At 68.2% G+C, this 20,511-nt stretch carries 21 protein-coding genes; 10 read left to right on the forward strand and 11 right to left on the reverse strand.

What is annotated here, in order from left to right; translation table 11 throughout:
• Position 1: 1 nt before the first annotated feature.
• Positions 2–457 carry a CreA family protein gene (locus tag EOJ32_RS01375; protein ID WP_127897468.1) on the forward strand — a complete coding sequence of 152 codons (456 nt, stop codon included), beginning with the start codon at positions 2–4 and terminating at the stop codon, positions 455–457.
• Between the two features lie 74 nt (positions 458–531).
• A complete protein-coding gene (hspQ, locus tag EOJ32_RS01380; protein WP_371705774.1) occupies positions 532–879 on the forward strand; it encodes a heat shock protein HspQ in 348 nt (115 codons plus the stop codon).
• Here the strand turns inward: hspQ and EOJ32_RS01385 are convergent.
• Both EOJ32_RS01385 and EOJ32_RS01390 read right to left on the reverse strand, forming a co-directional pair.
• Entirely contained in the window at positions 876–1,376 is a 501-nt protein-coding gene (locus EOJ32_RS01385; protein WP_045983053.1) for an ATP-binding protein, read from the reverse strand. The two genes, hspQ and EOJ32_RS01385, sit on opposite strands and share 4 nt — an antisense overlap.
• Positions 1,373–1,720, reverse strand: coding sequence for an STAS domain-containing protein (locus EOJ32_RS01390; protein ID WP_045983052.1), 348 nt, complete (start codon positions 1,718–1,720; stop codon positions 1,373–1,375). Before EOJ32_RS01390 ends, EOJ32_RS01385 begins: the two co-directional genes overlap by 4 nt.
• A gap of 92 nt (positions 1,721–1,812) precedes the next feature.
• Between EOJ32_RS01390 and EOJ32_RS01395 the strand changes: the two genes are divergently transcribed.
• From EOJ32_RS01395 to EOJ32_RS01410, 4 genes are all read left to right on the forward strand, one after another.
• The gene (locus EOJ32_RS01395) at positions 1,813–2,973 is read left to right on the forward strand and encodes an acetyl-CoA C-acyltransferase (protein ID WP_371705776.1); all 1,161 of its coding nucleotides are present in this window, start codon (positions 1,813–1,815) and stop codon (positions 2,971–2,973) included.
• Between the two features lie 177 nt (positions 2,974–3,150).
• On the forward strand, positions 3,151–4,560 hold the full coding sequence (locus tag EOJ32_RS01400) for a circularly permuted type 2 ATP-grasp protein (RefSeq protein WP_046000427.1): 1,410 nt from the start codon (positions 3,151–3,153) through the stop codon (positions 4,558–4,560).
• Between the two features lie 14 nt (positions 4,561–4,574).
• Complete coding sequence (locus tag EOJ32_RS01405; protein WP_045982658.1) at positions 4,575–5,531, forward strand: alpha-E domain-containing protein; 957 nt, start codon at positions 4,575–4,577, stop codon at positions 5,529–5,531.
• A gap of 3 nt (positions 5,532–5,534) precedes the next feature.
• Positions 5,535–6,341, forward strand: coding sequence for a transglutaminase family protein (locus tag EOJ32_RS01410; RefSeq protein ID WP_045982659.1), 807 nt, complete (start codon positions 5,535–5,537; stop codon positions 6,339–6,341).
• Between the two features lie 33 nt (positions 6,342–6,374).
• Here the strand turns inward: EOJ32_RS01410 and EOJ32_RS01415 are convergent, their stop codons facing one another.
• Positions 6,375–8,348 carry a bifunctional 2',3'-cyclic-nucleotide 2'-phosphodiesterase/3'-nucleotidase gene (locus EOJ32_RS01415; RefSeq protein ID WP_127899248.1) on the reverse strand — a complete coding sequence of 658 codons (1,974 nt, stop codon included), beginning with the start codon at positions 8,346–8,348 and terminating at the stop codon, positions 6,375–6,377.
• Positions 8,349–8,501: 153 nt separating this feature from the next.
• Here EOJ32_RS01415 and EOJ32_RS01420 point away from each other — a divergent pair, with 153 nt between their 5' ends.
• Positions 8,502–9,227, forward strand: coding sequence for a proteasome-type protease (locus EOJ32_RS01420; protein WP_045982660.1), 726 nt, complete (start codon positions 8,502–8,504; stop codon positions 9,225–9,227).
• Positions 9,228–9,320: 93 nt separating this feature from the next.
• Positions 9,321–11,597, forward strand: coding sequence for an NADP-dependent malic enzyme (locus EOJ32_RS01425; RefSeq protein WP_127897470.1), 2,277 nt, complete (start codon positions 9,321–9,323; stop codon positions 11,595–11,597).
• Positions 11,598–11,634: 37 nt separating this feature from the next.
• On the opposite strand, the gene EOJ32_RS01430 is transcribed toward EOJ32_RS01425, so the two are convergent.
• Entirely contained in the window at positions 11,635–12,525 is an 891-nt protein-coding gene (locus tag EOJ32_RS01430) for a rhodanese-related sulfurtransferase (protein ID WP_127897471.1), read from the reverse strand.
• Between the two features lie 53 nt (positions 12,526–12,578).
• Entirely contained in the window at positions 12,579–14,174 is a 1,596-nt protein-coding gene (locus EOJ32_RS01435) for an SLC13 family permease (protein ID WP_205963167.1), read from the reverse strand.
• A gap of 128 nt (positions 14,175–14,302) precedes the next feature.
• On the opposite strand from EOJ32_RS01435, the gene pncA reads away from it, so the two are divergent.
• The gene (pncA, locus tag EOJ32_RS01440) at positions 14,303–14,899 is read left to right on the forward strand and encodes a bifunctional nicotinamidase/pyrazinamidase (protein ID WP_127897472.1); all 597 of its coding nucleotides are present in this window, start codon (positions 14,303–14,305) and stop codon (positions 14,897–14,899) included.
• Positions 14,900–14,958: 59 nt separating this feature from the next.
• The gene (gene pncB / locus EOJ32_RS01445) at positions 14,959–16,251 is read left to right on the forward strand and encodes a nicotinate phosphoribosyltransferase (RefSeq protein ID WP_045982665.1); all 1,293 of its coding nucleotides are present in this window, start codon (positions 14,959–14,961) and stop codon (positions 16,249–16,251) included.
• Here pncB and EOJ32_RS01450 read toward each other — a convergent pair.
• From EOJ32_RS01450 to EOJ32_RS01475, 6 genes are all read right to left on the reverse strand, one after another.
• Positions 16,248–17,678, reverse strand: coding sequence for an inorganic phosphate transporter (locus EOJ32_RS01450; protein WP_127897473.1), 1,431 nt, complete (start codon positions 17,676–17,678; stop codon positions 16,248–16,250). The two genes, pncB and EOJ32_RS01450, sit on opposite strands and share 4 nt — an antisense overlap.
• Before the next feature lie 6 nt (positions 17,679–17,684).
• Complete coding sequence (locus EOJ32_RS01455) at positions 17,685–18,140, reverse strand: NUDIX hydrolase (RefSeq protein ID WP_045982667.1); 456 nt, start codon at positions 18,138–18,140, stop codon at positions 17,685–17,687.
• Positions 18,137–18,556: an alternative ribosome rescue aminoacyl-tRNA hydrolase ArfB gene (gene arfB, locus EOJ32_RS01460; protein ID WP_127897474.1), complete on the reverse strand. Its 420-nt coding sequence runs from the start codon at positions 18,554–18,556 to the stop codon at positions 18,137–18,139. The genes EOJ32_RS01455 and arfB overlap by 4 nt, the downstream gene beginning before the upstream one ends.
• A gap of 75 nt (positions 18,557–18,631) precedes the next feature.
• Positions 18,632–19,483: a carbon-nitrogen hydrolase family protein gene (locus EOJ32_RS01465; RefSeq protein WP_127897475.1), complete on the reverse strand. Its 852-nt coding sequence runs from the start codon at positions 19,481–19,483 to the stop codon at positions 18,632–18,634.
• A complete protein-coding gene (locus EOJ32_RS01470; RefSeq protein WP_127897476.1) occupies positions 19,480–20,064 on the reverse strand; it encodes a GNAT family N-acetyltransferase in 585 nt (194 codons plus the stop codon). The genes EOJ32_RS01465 and EOJ32_RS01470 overlap by 4 nt, the downstream gene beginning before the upstream one ends.
• Complete coding sequence (locus tag EOJ32_RS01475; RefSeq protein ID WP_045982671.1) at positions 20,061–20,462, reverse strand: ketosteroid isomerase-related protein; 402 nt, start codon at positions 20,460–20,462, stop codon at positions 20,061–20,063. The genes EOJ32_RS01470 and EOJ32_RS01475 overlap by 4 nt, the downstream gene beginning before the upstream one ends.
• Between the last annotated feature and the right edge of the window lie 49 nt (positions 20,463–20,511).

A 20,511-nucleotide genomic window follows, 5' to 3' on the forward strand; every position in this document is an offset into this window, starting at 1 on the left:
CATGCGCCTTGCCCTGACCCTTGCCCTGATCGCCGCCCCCCTGTCGTTACAGGCCGAGGAGGTCGGCCGCGTCGGCGTGGACTGGGTCGGCAACGATGTCGTCATCGAGGCGATCAAGGACCCCGAGGTGCCGGGCGTGACCTGCCATCTGGCTTATTTCAGCCGCTCGGTCCTGGATCGGCTGAGCCAGGGCAACTGGTTCGAGGATCCGTCCAACAGCGCGATCCAGTGCACCCGCACCGGGCCCATCGACGTCAGCGCCCTGACCCCCGGCGAGGGAGAAAACGTGTTCAGCGAGGGGCGTTCGCTGGTGTTCAAGTCGCTGCGGGTGCAGCGCATCTATGACGCCGACAACCGCGTGCTGGTCTATCTGGCCCATGCCAACCAGGTCAGCGAGGGGTCGGCCAAGATGTCGATGGCGACCGTGCCCCTGACGGCGGACGACATCGCCCCCTGATCGCCTGCCGGTGGACAGGACCGTCGCGGCGCGCTAGAAGGCGCGCTGACTTTTGTTGATCCCTGACACGAACGATGGATACCGCCCGGATGCAGGCCCAAAGCCGCCACGCGAAATACAGCCTGGGACAGGTCGTCCGGCACCGTTCGCGGCCGTTCCGGGGCGTGATCTTCGACGTCGATCCCAAATTCGCCAATACCGAGGAATGGTACGAATCCATCCCCGAGGATTCGCGCCCCGATCGCGACCAGCCGTTCTATCACCTGTTCGCCGAGACCGAGGCGACCTACTACGTGGCCTATGTGTCCGAACAGAACCTTGAACTGGACGTGTCGGGCGAACCGCTGGACCACCCCGAGGTCGGGGACATGTTCAGCGCCTTTCAGGACGGCCGCTATTTCCTGGCGGGACCGCTCAACTAGGCGTCAACCTCCATCTGGGCAAAGGGGATGCTGAAGGCCAGATAGTTCCGGCTTTCCTCGCGGTAATAGCACAGGGCCTGCGTCAGGTCCTGGATCAGGAACCAGCCGAAGCCGCCTTCGGGCAGATCGTCCGCGACCATCGGCGGCAGGCTGCGCGGCAGCAGGCAGTCGTCAGGCAGCGAGATCCCGTCATCGGTCAGCGCGCAGGCCAGGCCCGAACTGTGGCGCACGATGCACAGGTGGATCACCGGCAGCCGCGCCTGTTCCGCCTGGCCCAGCGGAGCGTGTTCGGCGACGTTGTTCATCACCTCGGCCAGGACCAGTTCCAGTCGGCCCAGAGTGTCGTCGCCCACCTCTCCGCGGAAACGCTGGCGGACGTCCTGAAGGGTGTCGCGCACGATCATCGGATGGGCGTTCAGGACGCGGTGGAACATCGGCTGCGTCAGCGCGGAGGCACGGTTTCCGATGCCCGGATCGGAGCGTTCACTGGGTGTCATTCTCGTTGCTCCTTCTGAGCGGTGCGGGGCTGAGCGGTGCGGGGCTGGATGTCGAACACGCTGTCCATCCGCGTCAGGCGGAACACGCGTTCGACATTGGGCGTCAGCGCGAACAGCACCAGCGCCAGGTTCTCGGGCAGGCTCTTGCGGACGGCGATCATCGCCCCCAGGCCAGAGCTGTCCATGAAGTCCACCGCCGCCATGTCCATGTGCACCGGCTTGCGGTTCTTGACCACGATCTCGCGCAGCTTGTCCTTGAACAGGGTCGCAATCGCCGCGTCGATCCGGGGTTCCGTCACCGTGATGTTCAGATGGGATTCGGCGTCTTCGACGATGAACTGCATGATTCCGGGCCTTCCTTGCGCATCTGCATCCTTGACTAGACCCCAAAGGTTACGATCCGGTAAGCGCGAGGACAGATCGGGGGGGAAAGATCATGACAATTCAGGACATCTACGTGCTGGGAGCGGCGCGCACGCCGATGGGCGGGCTGATGGGCGCGCTGTCGGGGGTGTCCGCGGCCGATCTGGGTGGGGCGGCCATCGCCGCGGCACTGGCGCGCGCGGGCGGGCCTGCGGTCGATGCGCTGTTCATGGGCTGCGTCCTGCCCGCGGGCCAGGGCCAGGCCCCGGCGCGGCAGGCGGGCTTTGCCGGGGGGCTGGGGCAGGAGGTGCCGGCAACGACGCTGAACAAGATGTGCGGGTCGGGGATGCAGGCGGTGATGATGGCGTCCGATGCCATCCGCGCCGGCAGCGCCGGTATCGTCGTCGCAGGCGGCATGGAGAGCATGTCGAACGCCCCCTACCTGCTGCCCAAAATGCGCGCCGGGGCGCGCCTGGGGCATGCACAGGCGTTGGACCACATGTTCCTGGACGGGCTGGAGGATGCCTATGACAAGGGCCGCCTGATGGGCACGTTTGCCGAGGATTGCGCCGCGGAATTCGCCTTTTCCCGCCAGGCGCAGGACGACTACGCCCTGGCCAGCCTGACGCGCGCACAGGATGCCATCGCCGGCGGCGCGTTCGCGACCGAGATCGCACCCGTCACCGTGCCGGGTCGCGGCAAGGTCACCGTGGTCGACACCGACGAACAGCCCGGCCAGGCCCGCCCCGACAAGATCCCGCTGCTGAAACCCGCGTTCCGCGACGGGGGCACCGTGACGGCGGCCAACAGCTCGTCCATCTCGGACGGGGCGGCGGCGCTGGTGTTGGGCGGTCGGGCGGAGGGCGCCGTCGCGCGCATCGTCGGCCATGCCAGCCACGCCCAGGCCCCCGGCCAGTTCCCCACCGCGCCCGTGCCCGCCGCCGAAAAGCTGCTGGCGCGGATCGGATGGGACAGCGACAGCGTCGATCTGTGGGAGGTGAACGAGGCCTTTGCCGTCGTGCCGATGGCCTTCATGGCGCGGATGGGCCTGTCCCATGACCGCGTGAACGTGCATGGCGGAGCCTGCGCCCTGGGCCATCCGATCGGCGCGTCGGGGGCGCGGATCATCGTCACGCTGATCCATGCGCTGCAGGCGCGAGGGCTGCGCCGGGGCGTGGCCGCGATCTGCATCGGCGGCGGCGAGGGAACCGCGCTGGCGGTCGAACTGTGCTGATCTGCCTGCCAAACCGGCAGGCTGCCCCGGGCGCCGGCAGCGGCGCCCCCGCCACGGCGCCAAGCTGCGGAACCAATGGGCAAATCCGGCGGTTCTGCTGTGGACTTACCGGAACCGGGCGCGGATCATCGATCCAAGGAAAGACCCGGAAGCGTTGCGTCAGCCAGTGGGGGAGTGATGAGTTACTATAACGAGATGTACGAGGGCGACAGCGTCCGCGACCCCTATGCCCGCCTGCGGGAATGGGTCGAGACCATGCCCGACGATTTCCGCCAGATGAAGCAGGCCGAGGCGGAGGCGCTGTTCCGCCGCATCGGCATCACCTTCGCCGTCTATGGCGAGGGGGGCGACCCGGACCGGCTGATCCCCTTCGACATGATGCCCCGCGTGTTCGAGCAGGCTGAGTGGCGCCGCCTGGAACGCGGCATCAAGCAGCGCGCCCGTGCGCTGAACGCTTTCCTGCGCGACGTCTATGGCCGCGGAGAGATCATCCGCGCCGGACGCATCCCCGCCCGCCTGGTCTATCAGAACGAGGCGTTCGAGAAGTCGGTCGTGGGGTTCGTGCCCCCGCGCGGCGTCTATTCCCACATCATCGGCATTGACCTGGTCCGCACCGCCAAGGACGAGTTCTATGTCCTGGAGGACAACTGCCGCACGCCGTCGGGTGTCAGCTACATGCTGGAGAACCGCGAGATCATGATGCGCATGTTCCCGGCCCTGTTCCGCGGCAACCGCATCGAACCCGTCGACCAGTATCCCGACCTTCTGCGCCGCACGCTGGAATCGGTGGCGCCCGCGAAATGCAGCGACCGGCCGACCTGCGTGATCCTGACGCCGGGCCATTACAACAGCGCCTATTACGAACACAGCTTCCTCGCCAACCTGATGGGGGTCGAGCTGGTCGAGGGGCAGGATCTGTTCGTGGATGGCGAATTCTGCTATATGCGCACGACCACCGGGCCCAAGCGCGTGGACGTGATCTATCGCCGGATTGATGACCCCTATCTGGACCCGCTGTGCTTCCGCCCCGATTCGATGCTGGGCATTCCGGGACTGATGGATGTGTACCGGTCTGGCGGCGTGTCGATCTGTTCGGCACCCGGCGCGGGCGTGGCCGATGACAAGGCGATCTACACCTTCGTCCCCGAGATGGTGCGCTTTTATCTGGGAGAGGAGCCGATCCTGAACAACGTCCAGACCTGGACGCTGTGGAAGGACGACGACTACCGCTATGTGATGGAGCATCTGCCCGAACTGGTCGTCAAGGAGGTCCACGGATCGGGCGGCTACGGCATGCTGGTCGGCCCCAAGTCGACCAGGGAGGAGATCGAGGCGTTCCGTGCCAAGATCCAGGCCAATCCGTCGAACTACATCGCCCAGCCCACGCTGGCACTGTCGACCTGCCCGACCTTCGTGGACGAGGGCATCGCGCCGCGCCACGTGGACCTGCGCCCCTATTGCCTGTGCGGCGACCGGATCGAGCTGGTACCGGGCGGGCTGACGCGTGTCGCACTGCGCGAAGGGTCGCTGGTGGTGAACTCGTCCCAGGGCGGGGGTGTCAAGGACACCTGGGTGTTGTCGGAATGAGGGGACGTAACACGATGCTCAGCCGCACCGCCTCGAACCTGTTCTGGATGGGCCGCCATCTGGAACGTGCCGAAACCGCCGCGCGCCTGCTGGACGTGGGACAGCGCATCACGCTGCTTCCCAACACCGAGGCCGGGTACCAGAACGAATGGAACTCGCTGCTGCAGGCCTCGGGCAGTTCGGACCTGTTCGCGCAGAAATACGGAGAGATCACCCAGGAGAACATCGAGGAGTTCATCTTCTTCGACCGCGCCAACCCGTCATCGGTGGCCAGCTGCCTTGAAAAGGCGCGCGAGGCCGGTCGGATCGTGCGCACCGCGCTGACCAGCCAGGTCTGGGACGCGCTGAACGTGGCCTTCCAGGAGCTGCGCCGGATCGAACGCCAGCCGCGCGCAAAGCTGGACACCGCAGGGCTGACCGATTTCACCACCGGCCACACCTCGACCGTGCGCGGCGCGATCAACGCGACGCAGCTGAGGAACGACGGCTGGCATTTCATGAACCTGGGATACGGGCTGGAACGCGCCGACGCGACCGCGCGCCTGCTGGACGTCAAGTATTTCGTCCTGCTGCCGCGGATCGAGTTCGTGGGATCGGGTCTGGACACCTATCAGTGGCAGGTGATCCTGCGCGCGCTCTCGGCGCACCGGGCCTATCACTGGGCCTATGGCGGCGACATCACCGCGGGCCAGGTGGCCGACTTCCTGATCCTGAACGGGGAAAGCCCCCGCGCGCTGATCACGTCGCTGTATGAGACCGTGTGGCACCTTGAAGGGCTGGCGCGCCGCTATGGCGACGGGGTGCCGACCAGCGCCCGCGACAAGGCGCGAGAGGTTCTGGCAGCCCTGCAGGCACGCGACATCGAGATGATCTTCGACGAGGGGCTGCACGAGTTCCTCAGCTGGTTCATCCTGGAACTGTCCGAGATTTCCAACCTGGTCCACCAGGATTACCTGCTTGGAGGGGTGTGACCCATGCGCCTGAAGATCTCTCACGAGACGGTCTATCGCTATGGCCAGCCGATCCGGAACCTGGTGCAGAGCCTGCGCCTGACACCGTCGGTGTTCGAGGGGCAGAAGACCCATGAATGGCAGGTCGACGTGTCGGGCGGCGTCAAGGGGCCGGGGTTCCGCGACGGTGCCGGCGACTGGATCGAGGGCTGGACCGTGCGCGGTCCGGTCGATCATGTGACCGTGCGCATCAGCGGACGCATCGACACCCGCGACACGGCAGGCGTCCTGCGCGGCCACCGCGAGATGATCCACCCGCTGACCTATCTGCGCGACAGTCCCGCCACGCGCCCCGACGACGCGCTGCGCGATCTGGCGCAGTCGGTCGAGGGCACCGACCGGCTGGACCTGGCGCATCAGCTGTCGATGTCGGTCAGCGACCGGATCGCGTTCCGCCCCGGCGTGACCCATACCGGCACCACCGCATCCGAGGCCCTGGCCCTGGGAGAGGGCGTCTGCCAGGACCACACCCACGCCTTGACCGCCATCGCGCGCCTGCGCGGCCTGCCGGCGCGCTATGTGTCGGGCTATCTGCATTCGACCATCGACGGGCAGGCCCATGACGCGGCCCATGCCTGGGCCGAGATCCATGTCGAGGGGTTGGGATGGGTCGGGTTCGACGCCGCCAACCGCTGTTGCCCGGACGAACGCTATGTCCGTCTGGGGTCGGGCCTGGACGCGGCGGACGCGGCCCCGATCCGGGGCGTGGCCCTGGGCACCGGGTCCGAGGACATGGATGTCAGCGTCAGGGTCGAGGAGATGGCCCAGTAGGAACCGGGGGCAGCACCCCCGGTCCACCTGTCGTCACAGGGTGATGCGATAGCGGGCAAAGCCTTCGGGCGCGTCGCCCGCCGGTTCGATGGTCAGGGCGGTCACGTCCTGCAGATAGGCCGCGGCCCCCGGCCCCGTGTCGAACAGAACCGTCGCCCCGTCCAGCGCCGCGAACGACCAGTTGCCATCCGCCGACGGGTTGATCGTCCCCTGGTCCAGGATATAGCGGACGATCACGTCGCGGTTGGTGTCCGGCCCCTCGAACACCACGGTCGAGCCATCCGCGCCGGGGAACGACCCGCCGCCGGTGGCGCGATAGTTGTTGGTGGCGATGATGAACTCGGCCGCCGGGTCGACCGGCTGTCCGTCGATGGCCAGATCGACGATGCGGTTCGCGTCCGCGTCGGCCAGCGCCCCGTCGGCGTCGAACCGCGACGGCTGCGACAGGTCGATCCGATAGGTCACCCCGTCGATCACGTCGAAGTTGTAGCTGCGGAAGTCGGGGTTCAGCAGCATCTGGTCCGCCTGCCCCGGTTCGATCCGGTTGAAGGCCCCCGCGCTGCGCTCCAGCCATTCCTTGACCTGCGCGCCGGTCACGCGCACGGCGCGGATGGTGTTGGGATACAGATACAGGTCGGCCACGTTGCGGATGGCGATGTCGCCCGGCGGCACGTCGGTGAAGTAATCCGGCCCGCCCCGCCCGCCGGCCTTGAAGGGCGCCGCCGCCGACAGGATGGGCAGCCCCTCGTGCTCGGTCCCGGCCAGCATCTGCGCGATGTACCAGCTTTGCGCGTTCGACACGATCTGGACCGAAGGATCATCCGCCACCATCGCGAAATAGCTGTAGAGCGCGGCGCTGGTCTGGCCGACGGGGCGGCGGACATAATCCAGCGTCTGCTGGTGTTCGGTGGCGGTCGCCTCCTCGATGGCGGGTACGCTCTCGACCAGGGGGGTCACCACGCCCTCGTCGTCGCGCTGATAGATCGGGCGCGCCTCGACCTGGTGGCTGACGATGGTCCAGCCGTCGCCCTGCCGCTCCAGCAGCAGATCGACCAGGCCCATATGCGACCCCCAGAACCCGGCCATCACCGCGGGCTTGCCGCCGATGGTGCCGGCCGCGGCATCCACCCCGGCCACGCCGTCGTAGTCGGGGCCGGGAAAGACCGAATGCGAATGCCCGGTGAGGATGACGTCGATGCCGTCGACGGCCGCCAGCGGAATGGCCGCGTTCTCCATCCCCGGTTCGGCGGTCCGCCCGCCGATGCCGCAATGGGCCAGTGCCACGACCAGGTCCACCCCCTCGGCGCGCAGCTTGGGCACCCAGGCCTCGGCCGCCTCGACGATGTCGCGGACGGTGACCTGCCCCTCCAGATGGGCGCGGTCCCATTGCATGATCTGCGGCGGCACGAAGCCGATGATGCCGATGCGGATCGGATGGGTGGCGCCCGCCCCGTCGGTCAGGTCCCGGTCGATCACCGCATAGGGCGGCACCAGGGTCCGGTCCTGGTCCGGGGTGGCGCCGGCCTCGGTCACCACGTTGGCGCAGACGACGGGATAGCCCGCGCCCGCCAGGCTGGCGCCCAGGAATTCCAGCCCATAGTTGAATTCGTGGTTGCCCAGGGTGCCGCCGTCATAGCCCAGGGCGTTCATCCCCTGGATCACCGGGTGGGTCGCGTCCCCGTCCATCCCGCGCTCATAGGCGATGAAATCGCCCATCGGGTTGCCCTGCAGGAAATCGCCGTTGTCGAACAGCAGCGCGTTCGTGGCCTCGGCCCGCACGGCACCGACCAGGGCCGCGGTCCGCGCCAGGCCCAGGGTGTCGGTCGCCGTGTCCGCGTAATAGTCGTAGGGCCAGACATGCGCGTGCAGGTCCGTCGTCTCCATGATGCGTAGATGCGCCTGCCCCGCCTCGGCCCGTGCGGAATAGGGATGCAGCGCGACTAGCGCCAGGCCGGCCACCCCCGATGTCAGGAAACCGCGGCGGCTGAGGGCAAGAGGATGGGTCATCATGTTCGTCCTTGGGTGGTGGAACCTGCACGATGTGCGATTCGGCGCGCCAAGGCGACCCAAAGTTTCATGACGCGACCCGCAAACGAGCGATTGCAGCCCACGCCCCCCGGTCCTAGTCTGCCCTGCGGAATGCAACGGAAAGATGTGCCGGTGACCTATTGCGTCGGACTGAAACTGGATGCCGGGCTTGTGCTGCTGTCGGATACCCGCACGAATGCCGGGCTGGACAATATCTCGTGCTATCGCAAGATGTTCTTCTTCGAGGCGCCGGGCGAACGCATCATCGCGATCATGACCGCCGGGTCGCTGTCCGTGACCCAGACCACCATCGCCCGCCTGGAGGAGGCGATCGAGGACGAGCTGGCAGACGACACGACCTCGATCCTCAAGGCGCCGACCATGCTGCGCGTGGCCACGATCATCGGCGACACGCTGTGCCGCACCCGGCGCGAGATCGCCGAACAGTGCCGCGACCTCAAGCAGCAGGCATCCGCCAGCATGATCGTCGCGGGACAGCGCAAGGGCGGCGACATGCGCCTGTTCCTGATCTATCCCGAAGGCAACTTCATCGAGGCGACCGAGGACACGCCCTTCCTGCAGATCGGAGAGCACAAGTACGGCAAGCCGATCCTGGACCGGGTGGTCACCCCCGCGACCAGCCTGGCGGACGCGCAGAAGGCCGTGCTGCTATCGATGGATTCGACGCTGCGGTCGAACCTGTCGGTGGGGATGCCGCTGGACCTGGCGGTGATCGGCGCCGATGCCTGTGCGGTCACCACGCGCCGCCGCATTCTGGATGGCGATCCGGACTTCATGCAGATGAGCGCGGCCTGGTCCGCGGCGCTGCGCGACAGCTTCGTCAAAGTCAGCATCTGACCCGCAGCTGTTAGCGCAAGCCGGACCGCATCCGCGTTGAAGCAGTCCTGCCAAGCCGTTAAGCAGTCCCCAGCATCATCTTCGGGGGACATCATGACCGACAAGACCAGCCGCAGCCGCATCACCCCCGAAGAGGCGCTGGCCTATCACCTGGAACCGCGTCCGGGCAAATACGACATCACGCCCTCGACCCCCATGACCACGCAGCGCGACCTGTCGCTGGCCTATTCGCCGGGCGTCGCGGTGCCGGTCCAGGCCATCGCCGACCGCCCGGAGACGGCCTATGACTATACCACGAAGGGCAACATGGTGGCCGTCATCTCGAACGGGACGGCGATCCTGGGGATGGGGAATCTGGGCGCGCTGGCCTCCAAGCCGGTGATGGAGGGCAAGGCGGTGCTGTTCAAGCGCTTTGCCGACGTGAACGCCATCGACCTGGAGCTGGACACCGAGGACGCGGACGAATTCATCAACGCCGTCAAGCTGATGGGCCCGACCTTCGGGGGCATCAACCTGGAGGACATCAAGGCGCCGGAATGCTTCATCATCGAACAGCGCCTGAAGGAGCTGATGGACATCCCGGTCTTCCACGACGACCAGCACGGCACCGCGGTGATCTGCGCCGCGGGCCTGCTGAACGCGCTGGAGCTGTCGGGCAAGAAGATCGAGGATGTGCGGATCGTCCTGAACGGCGCGGGTGCGGCGGGCATCGCCTGTCTTGAACTGCTGAAGTCGATGGGCGCGCGGCATGACAACTGCATCATGTGCGACACCAAGGGCGTCATCTATCAGGGCCGGACCGAGGGCATGAACCAGTGGAAATCGGCCCATGCGGTCGTGACCACCGCCCGCACGCTGGAGGAGGCGATGAAGGGCGCCGACGTCTTCCTGGGCGTCAGCGCCAAGGGGGCGGTGACCCAGGACATGGTCGTCAGCATGGCCGACAACCCGGTGATCTTTGCCATGGCGAATCCCGACCCCGAGATCACGCCCGAGGATGCGCATGCCGTCCGCCCCGACGCGATCGTGGCCACCGGCCGCAGCGACTATCCGAACCAGGTGAACAACGTCCTGGGGTTCCCGTACCTGTTCCGCGGCGCGCTGGACATCCACGCCCGCGCCATCAACGACGAGATGAAGATCGCCTGCGCCGAGGCCCTGGCCCGCCTGGCGCGCGAGGATGTCCCCGACGAGGTCGCCGTCGCCTATGGCCGCAAGCTGCAGTTCGGGCGCGACTACATCATCCCGACGCCCTTCGATCCGCGGCTGATCCACGTGATCCCGCCCGCGGTCGCCCGCGCCGGGATGGACACGGGCGTCGCGCGGCGCCCGATCATCGACATGGATGGCTATGTCCAGACGCTGAAGAACAGGATGGACCCGACGGCCGCGATCCTGCAGGGCATCCATGCCCGCGCGCGGCAGGCCCAGGCCCGGATGATCTTTGCCGAGGGCGACGATCCGCGCGTGCTGCGCGCCGCCGTGGCATGGCAGCGCACCGGCATGGGCCAGTCCCTGGTCGTGGGCCGCGAGGCCGAGGTCAAGGCCGAGCTGGAGGCCCTGGGCATGGGCGACGCCTTCCGCGAGATCAGCGTCGTGAACGCCGCCAACACCCGGCATTTGGACAGCTATCACGAGTTCCTGTACCAGCGCCTGCAACGGAAGGGCGTCGACCGCGAGGACGCGTTCAAGCTGGCCAACCGCGACCGCCACATCTTTGCGGCGCTGATGCTGGCGCATGGGCATGGCGACGGGTTGGTAACCGGGGCCACGCGCAAGAACGCGCCGGTGCTGGCGCAGATCGGCCATGTCTTCGACGTGCGCCCGCAGGACGGGGCGGTGGGCATCACCGCCGTGCTGCACCGGGGCCGGATCGTGCTGATCGGCGACACGCTGGTCCATGAATGGCCCGAACCCGAGGATCTGGCCGACATTGCCGCCCGCGGCGCCGCGGTGGCCCGCAACCTGGGGCTGGAGCCGCGCGTGGCCTTCCTGTCCTTCTCGAACTTCGGCTATCCGGTCAGCGAACGCGCCATCAAGATGGCGCAGGCCGCCACCGTCCTGGACCGCCGCGGTGCCGATTTCGAATACGAGGGCGAGATGACCGTGGACGTGGCGCTGAACATGGACGCGGCCGCGCGCTATCCCTTCAGCCGCCTGACCGCGCCCGCGAACGTGCTGGTGGTGCCGGCGCGGCATTCGGCCTCGATCTCGGTCAAGCTGATGCAGGAGATGGCGGGCGCGACCGTCATCGGTCCGATCCTGACGGGCGTGGCGGGCCCGATCCAGATCTGTTCGACGAACTCGACCGTCAGCGACATCCTGAACATGGCCGCCATCGCCGCGGGCGGGGTCGGCGCGCAGGGCTGAGGGCGCGCCAAAGGGGGTATTTGGGCAAAGGAGACGTTCAGGCGTCGCGGTCGAACTGGCGCTGCCGCTCCCGGAACCGGGCGCGGTCGGCGTCGGAGTATTCGTCGGCGCAGCGGTGGCAGCTGACGCCATCCTCAAATTCCGGGCGGGTGCGGTCCTCGGGTGCCAGGGGGCGGCGGCAGGCATGGCACAAACCGTGCCGCCCCTGCGCCAGCCCATGCGTCAGGCTGACCCGCTGATCGAAGACGAAGCATTCGCCCTGCCATGCGCTGTCCTCCTGGGGGACGTCCTCCAGGTATTTCAGGATGCCGCCCTGCAGGTGGTAGACCTGATCGACGCCCTGCGCGATCAGATAGTTGGTCGACTTCTCGCAGCGGATGCCGCCGGTGCAGAACATCGCGATGCGCTTGCCCTGGAACCGGTGCGCGTTCTCCTGCCACCAGGCGGGAAAGTCGCGGAAACTGCGGGTGCCGGGGTCGACGGCGCCCTGAAACGTGCCGATCTGGACCTCGTAATCGTTGCGGGTGTCGATCACGGCCACGTCGGGCGCGGCGATCAGCGCGTTCCAGTCGCGCGGCGCGACGTAATGGCCGGTGCCTGCGGCGGGGTCCATGTCGGGCTGGCCCATGGTCACGATCTCGGCCTTCAGCCGGACCTTCATGCGCCCGAAGGGCGGCGCGTCGGCGGCGCTCTCCTTCCAGTCCAGACCCGCGAAACCGGGCCAGGCGCGGATGTGGTCCAGGACCGCCAGGATGCCCGCGCGCGGGCCTGCGATGGTGCCGTTCACGCCCTCGGGCGCCAGCAGCAGCGTGCCGCACAGGCCCTGCGCGCGGCACAGGTCCAGCAACGGTCCCTGCCGGGCCGCCGGATCGGCCAGACGGGCAAAGTGATAGAGTGCGGCGACGGTCAGGGGAGTTTTGGGCAGCATGGGCGTGGCCTTATCGCGGCCACGCCCCTTGGCGCAAGATCAGAACGCAGACCCTAGAAGGTCAGGCCCAGGGCCAGACCGCCCAGCAGATAGGTCAGGCCGGTGATCAGCAGGATGCCCACGACGTTCAGCACGAACCCGCCCCTGGCCATCTGGGCGATGGTGACGGTCCCGGTGCCGAACACGATGGCGTTGGGCGGCGTGCCCACCGGCAGCATGAAGGCGCAGGTCGCGGCCAGCGCCGCGGGGATCAGCAGCGTCATCGCATCGGCCCCGATGCCCAGGGCGACACCGCCCAGGATCGGAATGAAGGTCGCGGCGGTGGCGGTGTTCGACGTGATCTCGGTCAGGAACAGGATGATCGTGACCACGGCCGCGACCAGCAGGATCGTCGGCAGCGAGCCCAGGCCTGTGACCTGCTGGCCGAACCAGCTGTCCAGCCCGGACGACGCCACGGCGGAGGCCAGCGACAGCCCGCCGCCGAACAGCAGAAGGACGCCCCAGGGCAGCCCGGCCTCGGCATCCTTCCAGTCCAGAACCATCTTGTCGCGGCCCTTGCCGGGCAGCAGGAACATGGCCAGGCCCGCGCCGATGGCGATGGCCGTGTCATCCAGGTTGCCCAGCCAGGGTGCCGCAGCCTCGATCGCCGGGATCGAGGTCAGAAGGCCCGGCACGATCCACAGGAACGCCGCACCCAGGAACACGGCCAGGACCATCTTCTCTCCCTGGCTGAGCGCGCCCAGATCGCGGACCTGATCCTCGATCATCTGCTTGCCGCCGGGGATCTCGGGCAGGTCGAACCGGTACAGGACGCGGGTCATCAGGAACCAGGCGATGAAGATGAAGATGAAGGCCAGCGGCGTCCCCAGCACCATCCATTCCAGAAAGCCGATGTTGCGGCCCAGCTCGTCCGAGGCATAGCCCGCGACGATGGCATTGGGCGGGCTGCCCAGCAGCGTGCCCAAACCCCCCATCGACGCGGCCCAGGCGATCGACAGCACCAGGCAGACGCCGAAGGCGCTGATGTTGGGGTCCTTGACGACGTCGGTGATGGTGCCGCCGGCCTTCATCGCATCCTCGGCCGCGGCGCCGTCCTGGCGCGATCCGCGTTCGACCACCAGGGACAGGACGGACAGGCCGATGGGCAGCATCATCAGCGTGGTGGCGGTGTTGGACACCCACATCGACAGAAAGCCGGTTGCCAGCATCATGCCCAGGACGATCCGCCGGGGCGCCACACCCACATTGCGCAGCGTCAGCAGCGCGATGCGCGTGTGCAGGTGCCATTTCTCCATCGCGATGGCGATCAGGAAGCCGCCCAGGAACAGGAACACGATCGACGACGCATAGGGCTGCGTCGCCTGGCCGACGGTCGTTTCCGTCAGCGCCGGGATCAGCACGATCGGCAGAAGTGCGGTGGCCGACAGCGGGATCGCCTCGGTCATCCACCAGATGGCCATCAGCGTGCCGACGGCGGCGACGATGCGTGCATCCTCGGACAGCCCCTCCTGTCCGCCCAGCAGCAGCCAGACGATGCCGGCCATCACCACCCCAAGCGCCCGCAGCACCCAGATCATCTGCGCAGAGCGGGTCTGGACCTCGTTCTCGTCATATTCACCGGGGTGGTGCAGATCGTCCTGTATCCCCATCGTGTCCTCCCTTTTCGTGCGACATCTTCTTGCGGTCAGGGTATGGCAAAACCGGGTCCGCGACCACCCTTGACGACCGGCCCCGCCCGGCGGTCTAGTGGCGCCGGACCGAAGCCAAGGCGGACCGGATGACCCAGGCCCTGATCGTGATCGACATGCAGCGCGACTTCTGTCCCGGCGGCCGGCTTGCCGTGGCCGGGGGCGACCAGATCGTGGCGCCGATCAACGCGATGATGGCCGATTTCGACGCGGTGATCCTGACGCAGGACTGGCATCCGGCCGACCATGCCAGCTTTGCCGACAACCACCCGGGCGCCGCCGCCTTTTCGATGACGCAGATGCCCTATGGCCCGCAGGTGCTGTGGCCCGCCCATTGCGTGATCGGCACGCCGGGGGCGGAGTTCCACCCCGACCTGCAGGTCGACCGGGCCGATCTGGTGCTGCGCAAGGGGTTCCGCGCCGGCATCGACAGCTATTCCGCGTTCTTCGAGAACGACCGCACGACCGCCACCGGTCTTGCCGGCTATCTGCGCGACCGCGGCATCACCGACCTGACCCTTGTCGGGCTGGCCCATGATTTCTGCGTCGCGTGGAGCGCGATGGACGCCGCCCGCCTTGGCTTTGCCGCCCGCGTGGCGGAGGATGCGTGCCGTGCGATCGACCTGGATGGCAGCCTGGCCGCCGCGCGCGCGGCGATGCGCCAGGCGGGCGTCACGCTGGCCTGAGGGTTGCGCCCCCGCGCGGATCAAGGCACCAAGGGCGAAATGGTCAAGGAAACAGCGTCATGGCCGATATCGCCACGCGGGTCTACAATCACAAATGGAAGATCGACCCGATCGTCCGGTCGCTGATCGACACCGACTTTTACAAGCTGCTGATGTGCCAGTCGGTGTTCCGCAACAGCCCGGACACCACCGTCACCTTCAGTCTGATCAACCGCAGCAAGGACGTGCGCCTGGCCGACCTGATCGACGAGGGCGAGCTGCGCGAGCAGCTGGACCATGTGCGGTCGCTGTCCCTGACCCGCGGAGAGAGCACCTGGCTGCGCGGCAACACGTTCTATGGCAAGCGGCAGATGTTCCGCCCCGACTTCATGGAGTTCCTGGAGGGGCTGCGCCTGCCCGCCTATCACCTGGACAAGCGCGACGGCCAGTACGAGCTGACCTTCGAAGGCCCCTGGCCCCAGGTGATGCTGTGGGAGATCCCGGCTTTGTCGATCCTGATGGAGCTGCGGTCCCGCGCGGTCCTGAAGGACATGGGCCGGTTCGAGCTGCAGGTCCTGTACGCCCGTGCCATGACCCGCCTGTGGGAGAAGATCCAGGCCATGCGCGCCCTGCCCGACCTGCGCATCGCCGATTTCGGCACGCGCCGGCGGCACAGCTTCCTGTGGCAGGACTGGGCCGTGCAGGCGATGATCGAGGGGTTGGGCGACCGCTTCACCGGCACCTCGAACTGCCTGATCGCGCAGCGCCGCGACATCGAGGCGATCGGCACCAATGCGCATGAGCTGCCGATGGTGCGCGCGGCCCTGGCCGATGGCGACGCGGCCCTGCGCCAGGCGCCCTATGACGTGCTGGCCGACTGGCACGAGGAGCATGACGGCAACCTGCGCATCATCCTGCCCGACACCTACGGCACCGAAGGGTTCCTGGCGGGCGCGCCGGACTGGCTGGCGGGCTGGACCGGTATCCGCATCGACAGCGGCGATCCGGCTACGGGCGCCGAGACCGCGATCCGCTGGTGGCAGTCGCGCGGAGAGGACCCGCGCGGCAAGCTGATCATCTTTTCCGACGGGCTGGACGTGGACAAGATCCTGGCCCTGCATCGGCAGTTCCATGGGCGCGTCAAGGTCAGCTTCGGCTGGGGCACGCTGCTGACGAACGATTTTCGCGGGTTTGTGCCGGGCGACGGGCTGGCGCCCTTCAGCCTGGTCTGCAAGGCAGTGGCGGCCGACGGGCGTCCCACGGTCAAGCTGTCGGACAACCCCGCCAAGGCCACCGGCCCCGCGGCCGAGATCGAACGCTACAAGCGCGTCTTCGGGGTGGGCGTCCAGCAGGCGCTGTCGGTCACGGTCTAGACTCCGGTCACCCACAGCACCAGCAGACAGGCCAGCGCCCCAAGCGATGCCGTGATCGGCAGTGTCACCAGCCAGGCGGCGGTGATGGTCACGACATGGCTGCGCCGCACCAGGATGCGGCGGCGCGTCTCGTCCGCGGGCAGGGCCTCGGACCGGCTGCCGCGGCGGCGGTCCAGCCATTCGCGCGCAAAACCCACGCCGAAGATGCCGCCGACCGCCACATGGGTGGTCGACACCGGCAGGCCCAGGGCCGATGCGCCCAGCACCGTCACGGCCGTGGCCAGCGACACGCAGAAGGCGCGCCCCGCGTTCAGCTTGGTGATGCCGCTGCCCACCATGTGGACCAGGCGGCGCCCGAACAGCAGCGTGCCGGTGGCGATGGCAAGCCCTCCGCCCGCCAGCACCAGCACCGGGACCACGCCGATCGCGGTCGACATCCCCTGTCCGCGCAGGACCACCGACAGCGGTCCCGCGATGTTGCCCACGTCATTGGCGCCATGGGCAAAGCCCAGGATCAGCACGGACATCACCAGCGCGGGGCGCAGCAGAGACTTTGTGCTTGGTTTACGCGGATGGCGTGCCAGTTCGCGGAGCACGCTGCGCCGCGTCAGCCACAGCGCGCCCGCCCCGGTCGGCGCGGCCGCCGCACAGGCGGCCAGTGGTCCCAGGTCCAGCAGCACCACGACATAGGCCGAAAACAGCGCCGCCATCAGGCCGACCAGCAGCGGCAGCCACAAAAGCGCCGCCCCGGCGCGGTCCGGCGCCTCGACCACCTTAAGGCGCAGCAGGATCAGCAGACCGCCGGCCAAGCCCCCCGCCACCACCGGCGTCACCATCCAGACAGATGCGATGATGGCCAGCGTCCCCCAGGCCACCGCCGACAGGCCCAGGGCCACCGCCCCCGCCCCCGCGATGCCACCCACGATGGAATGCGACGTGCTGACCGGCAGGCCGATGCCCGTGGCCAGGGTGATCCAGACTGCCGCCCCGATCAGCGCGGCGACCATCATCATCGGGGCGCGCCCGCCCTCGGCCAGGGGTGCCAGCTGGACGATGCCGCCCGCCAGACGGGCCGACACCGCGCCCCCGGCCAGCACCGCCCCCGCCACGCCCGCGACGGCGACCAGCGCCAGCCCGGGCAGCAGTCCGATGGCCCCCGCCCCGACCGCCGGACCCAAGGAATTCGCGACGTCGTTCGCCCCGATCGCCACGCCCAGCCAGGCCGCGACCACCAGCCCCGCCCCGATGGCCAGCATGCCGGGCGCGGCACCCGACAGCGCCATGACCATCAGCAACCCGCCCACCAGCGCCAGCACCGCCAGCCCCAGCCGCCAGACGGGGCGGAAGGCATGCATCTGCGCGACCTCGGCATGGCCGATGCGGCCCAGATCCTTGTCCAGCGCGCGAAAGCCGGGGCGGTGCGTCATGCCGGGTCAGGCGGCATCGGGGCGGTCCAGACCGGCCAGGATCTGCTTGAGCCCCGGTTCGACCACCATGCGGGCGGCCTCGACCGGGGCGAACCAGCGACGCTTGCGCTGCCGGTCCTCGGGAAACCGGTCGGACACGCTGTCCACGGACAGCAGATAGACCCGCATCTCGACCGGGACGGCATAGCCCTGGTCCTGCTGCTTTCTGTACCGGAAGCGACCCAGTTCGGCCGGGCGGATGCGCCCGCGCACGCCGGCCTCCTCCCAGGCCTCCTGGGCTGCGGCGCCGGGGAGGGTGCGCCCCTCCATCGGCCAGCCCTTGGGAATGACCCAACGGCCCGTGTCGCGGCTGGTGATCAGCAGGACATTGCCGCTGGCCGGGTCGCGGCAGATCGCGCCGACCTGCATCAGCACCGGCCGCCGTCCCAGCAGCAGATCGAGGGTCCGGCGCCAGACGCTCATTCGTCCTCCACCTTGCCGCGCAGGGACTTGACCTCTCCGCGCACCGACTTGGCCTTCAGCCGGCGGCGCTGGCTGCCCAGGGTGGGGCGGGTGGCGATGCGGCGCTTGGGCGCGACCAGGGCCTGGCGGATCAGGTCGGCCAGCCGTTCGCGGGCCAGTTCACGGTTTCGGGCCTGGCTGCGGGTTTCCTGGGACAGGATCAGGACGGCCCCGTCCTGCGTCCAGCGCCGCCCGGCCAGCCGCTGCAGCCGCCGCTTGACCGGGTCGGTCAGGCTGGGGGATGTCGCGGCCTCGAACCGCAGCTCGACCGCGGTCTCGACCTTGTTCACGTTCTGCCCGCCCGGTCCCTGAGACCGGGTGAACTGTTCGGACAGTTCCCATTCCTGGATGGCGATGGTTTCGGTGACATGCAGCATGACCTTCAGGATATGGCGCGATCCGGGGTCAGTTAAAGCGCAAACCGGTTAATACAGTGTAAATTCCGGCTGTTCTCAGATCAGGCGACAGGGTTCCTGTTCCGGCCAATGCGCGAAGGGCAGGACCGCGCCGTCCCTGCGGCTGACATCGACGCGGGACAGATCGACGGTCGCGCGCACCCATCCCGGTGCGTCCATCTCTCCTTCGGCGATGATCCCGGTCTCGGGCCAGAAACCGTCGGGCGGGCCATAGATCGCGGCGCGGCCCCGGTTCTCGTCCAGCGCGGGCATCCAGTCGCAGGGGCCGACGGTAGGCGCCTGGACCACGACGCACTGGCTTTCCAGCGCGCGGGCCATCGCGCCGATGCGCACCCGGCTGAACCCCGCGACCGTGTCGGTGCAGCTGGGCACCAGCAGGAGCTGCGCCCCGGCCTGCGCCAGTACCCGTCCCAGCAACGGAAATTCGCTGTCATAGCAGATGAGGATGCCGATCCGCCCCAAGGTCGTGTCGAAGATCCGCAGGCCGGGCGCGCCGGTGACATGCCATTCCTCGCGTTCGAACCGGGTCATGATCTGCTTGTCCTGGTGGCCGATCACACCGTCGGGGCCATACAGCACCGCACGGTTGACCGGCCGCGCGCCGTCGAAGGCCGGCCCCGACGCGCCCAGGATGTGACAGCCGTGCCGCGCCGCAAGGTCCGCATGCAGCGCCCGGACCTGCGGGTCCAGCGCCGCCACGGCATGCAGGCTGGCCTCCAGATCGCCGGCGACCGCGCGCCCGGACAGGGATGCCAGCTCCATCGCGCCGTATTCGGGAAAGACCAGCAGGTCGGCATCAGCATCGGAGACCCACCGTGCCAGCTTGGCGGCATAGGCGTCGAAGCTGTCGAACCAGTCGATCGGATAGGCGGCGGCGGCGATCTTCACAGCGGTTTCATCCAGAATTGCAGGGTCTTTTCGGTCTCGGTGGCCTGGCCCAGGTCCTTCCAGGCGAACTGTGCGACGACGCCCGGCAGGGGCGCATAGCCGCGCTTGCGCCAGAACGCATCCAGCGGCCAGTACTCGGCCGGACGCATCGGGTGATCCGCGGGACGGATCACGCTGCAGAAGGCTGACCAGCGTGCGCCCAGGGCGCGGGCGTGATCCTCGCGCGCGTCGAAGAATGCATGGCCCAGCCCGTGCCCGCGATAGGCCCGCAGCAGCACCGATTCGGCACAGTAGAAGATGTCGGACAGCGGTTCGGGACGATCCGCGAATGCCGCGCCGAAATCGGCGGCGTGATCCGACATCGGCGCGCCCGTGGCCGCCCCCACGATCCGGTCCCCGTCCATCGCGGCGACCACGACCGCGCCGGGCGACTGATAGGCGCGCAGATAGTCGCGTTCGTAATCGGCATCGCCGTCATACAGATACGGCCAGTCGCGGAACACGTCGATCCGCAGGCGCGCCACGTCGGGCAGCGCCTCGGCCAGCGCATCGCCGGTCAGGACGCGGACCGCGACGCTCATGCGCCGACCTGGGCCATCCAGTCGGCCAGGTTGTAATAGGTGGTCACCCGCGCGATGCGGCCGTCACGGATGGTGAAGAACGCGCCCGCAGGCAGGCGATAGGTCTGGCCGCGGGCCTCGGGCAGGCCGGGATCGGTCTTCAGATAGGTTCCGTTCACGACGAATTCCGCCGCCGCGCGGTCGCCCGCCTCGTTGGCCATGATGACCATGTCGGTCAGGTTTTCCCGATAGCTTTCGGTCATGTGGGCGTTAAATTCCGCGAACAGCGCGCGGCCGCGGCGGATCTTGCCCTCGTTCACGTGGTGCTCGACGTCGTCATGCAGCAGCGCCAGCATGTCGTCGGTGCGCCCCGCGTTGAAGGCGTCGTAATAGGCGGCGATCAGGGCCTTGGCATCCATCGGGGTCTCCTTGCTTTTGCGCAAGGCTAGCGTGCCGAACGCGCGCCGT

The sequence above is a fragment of the Paracoccus sp. Arc7-R13 genome (assembly GCF_004010775.1).
In the GTDB taxonomy this organism is placed as follows: Bacteria; Pseudomonadota; Alphaproteobacteria; order Rhodobacterales; family Rhodobacteraceae; genus Paracoccus; species Paracoccus marcusii.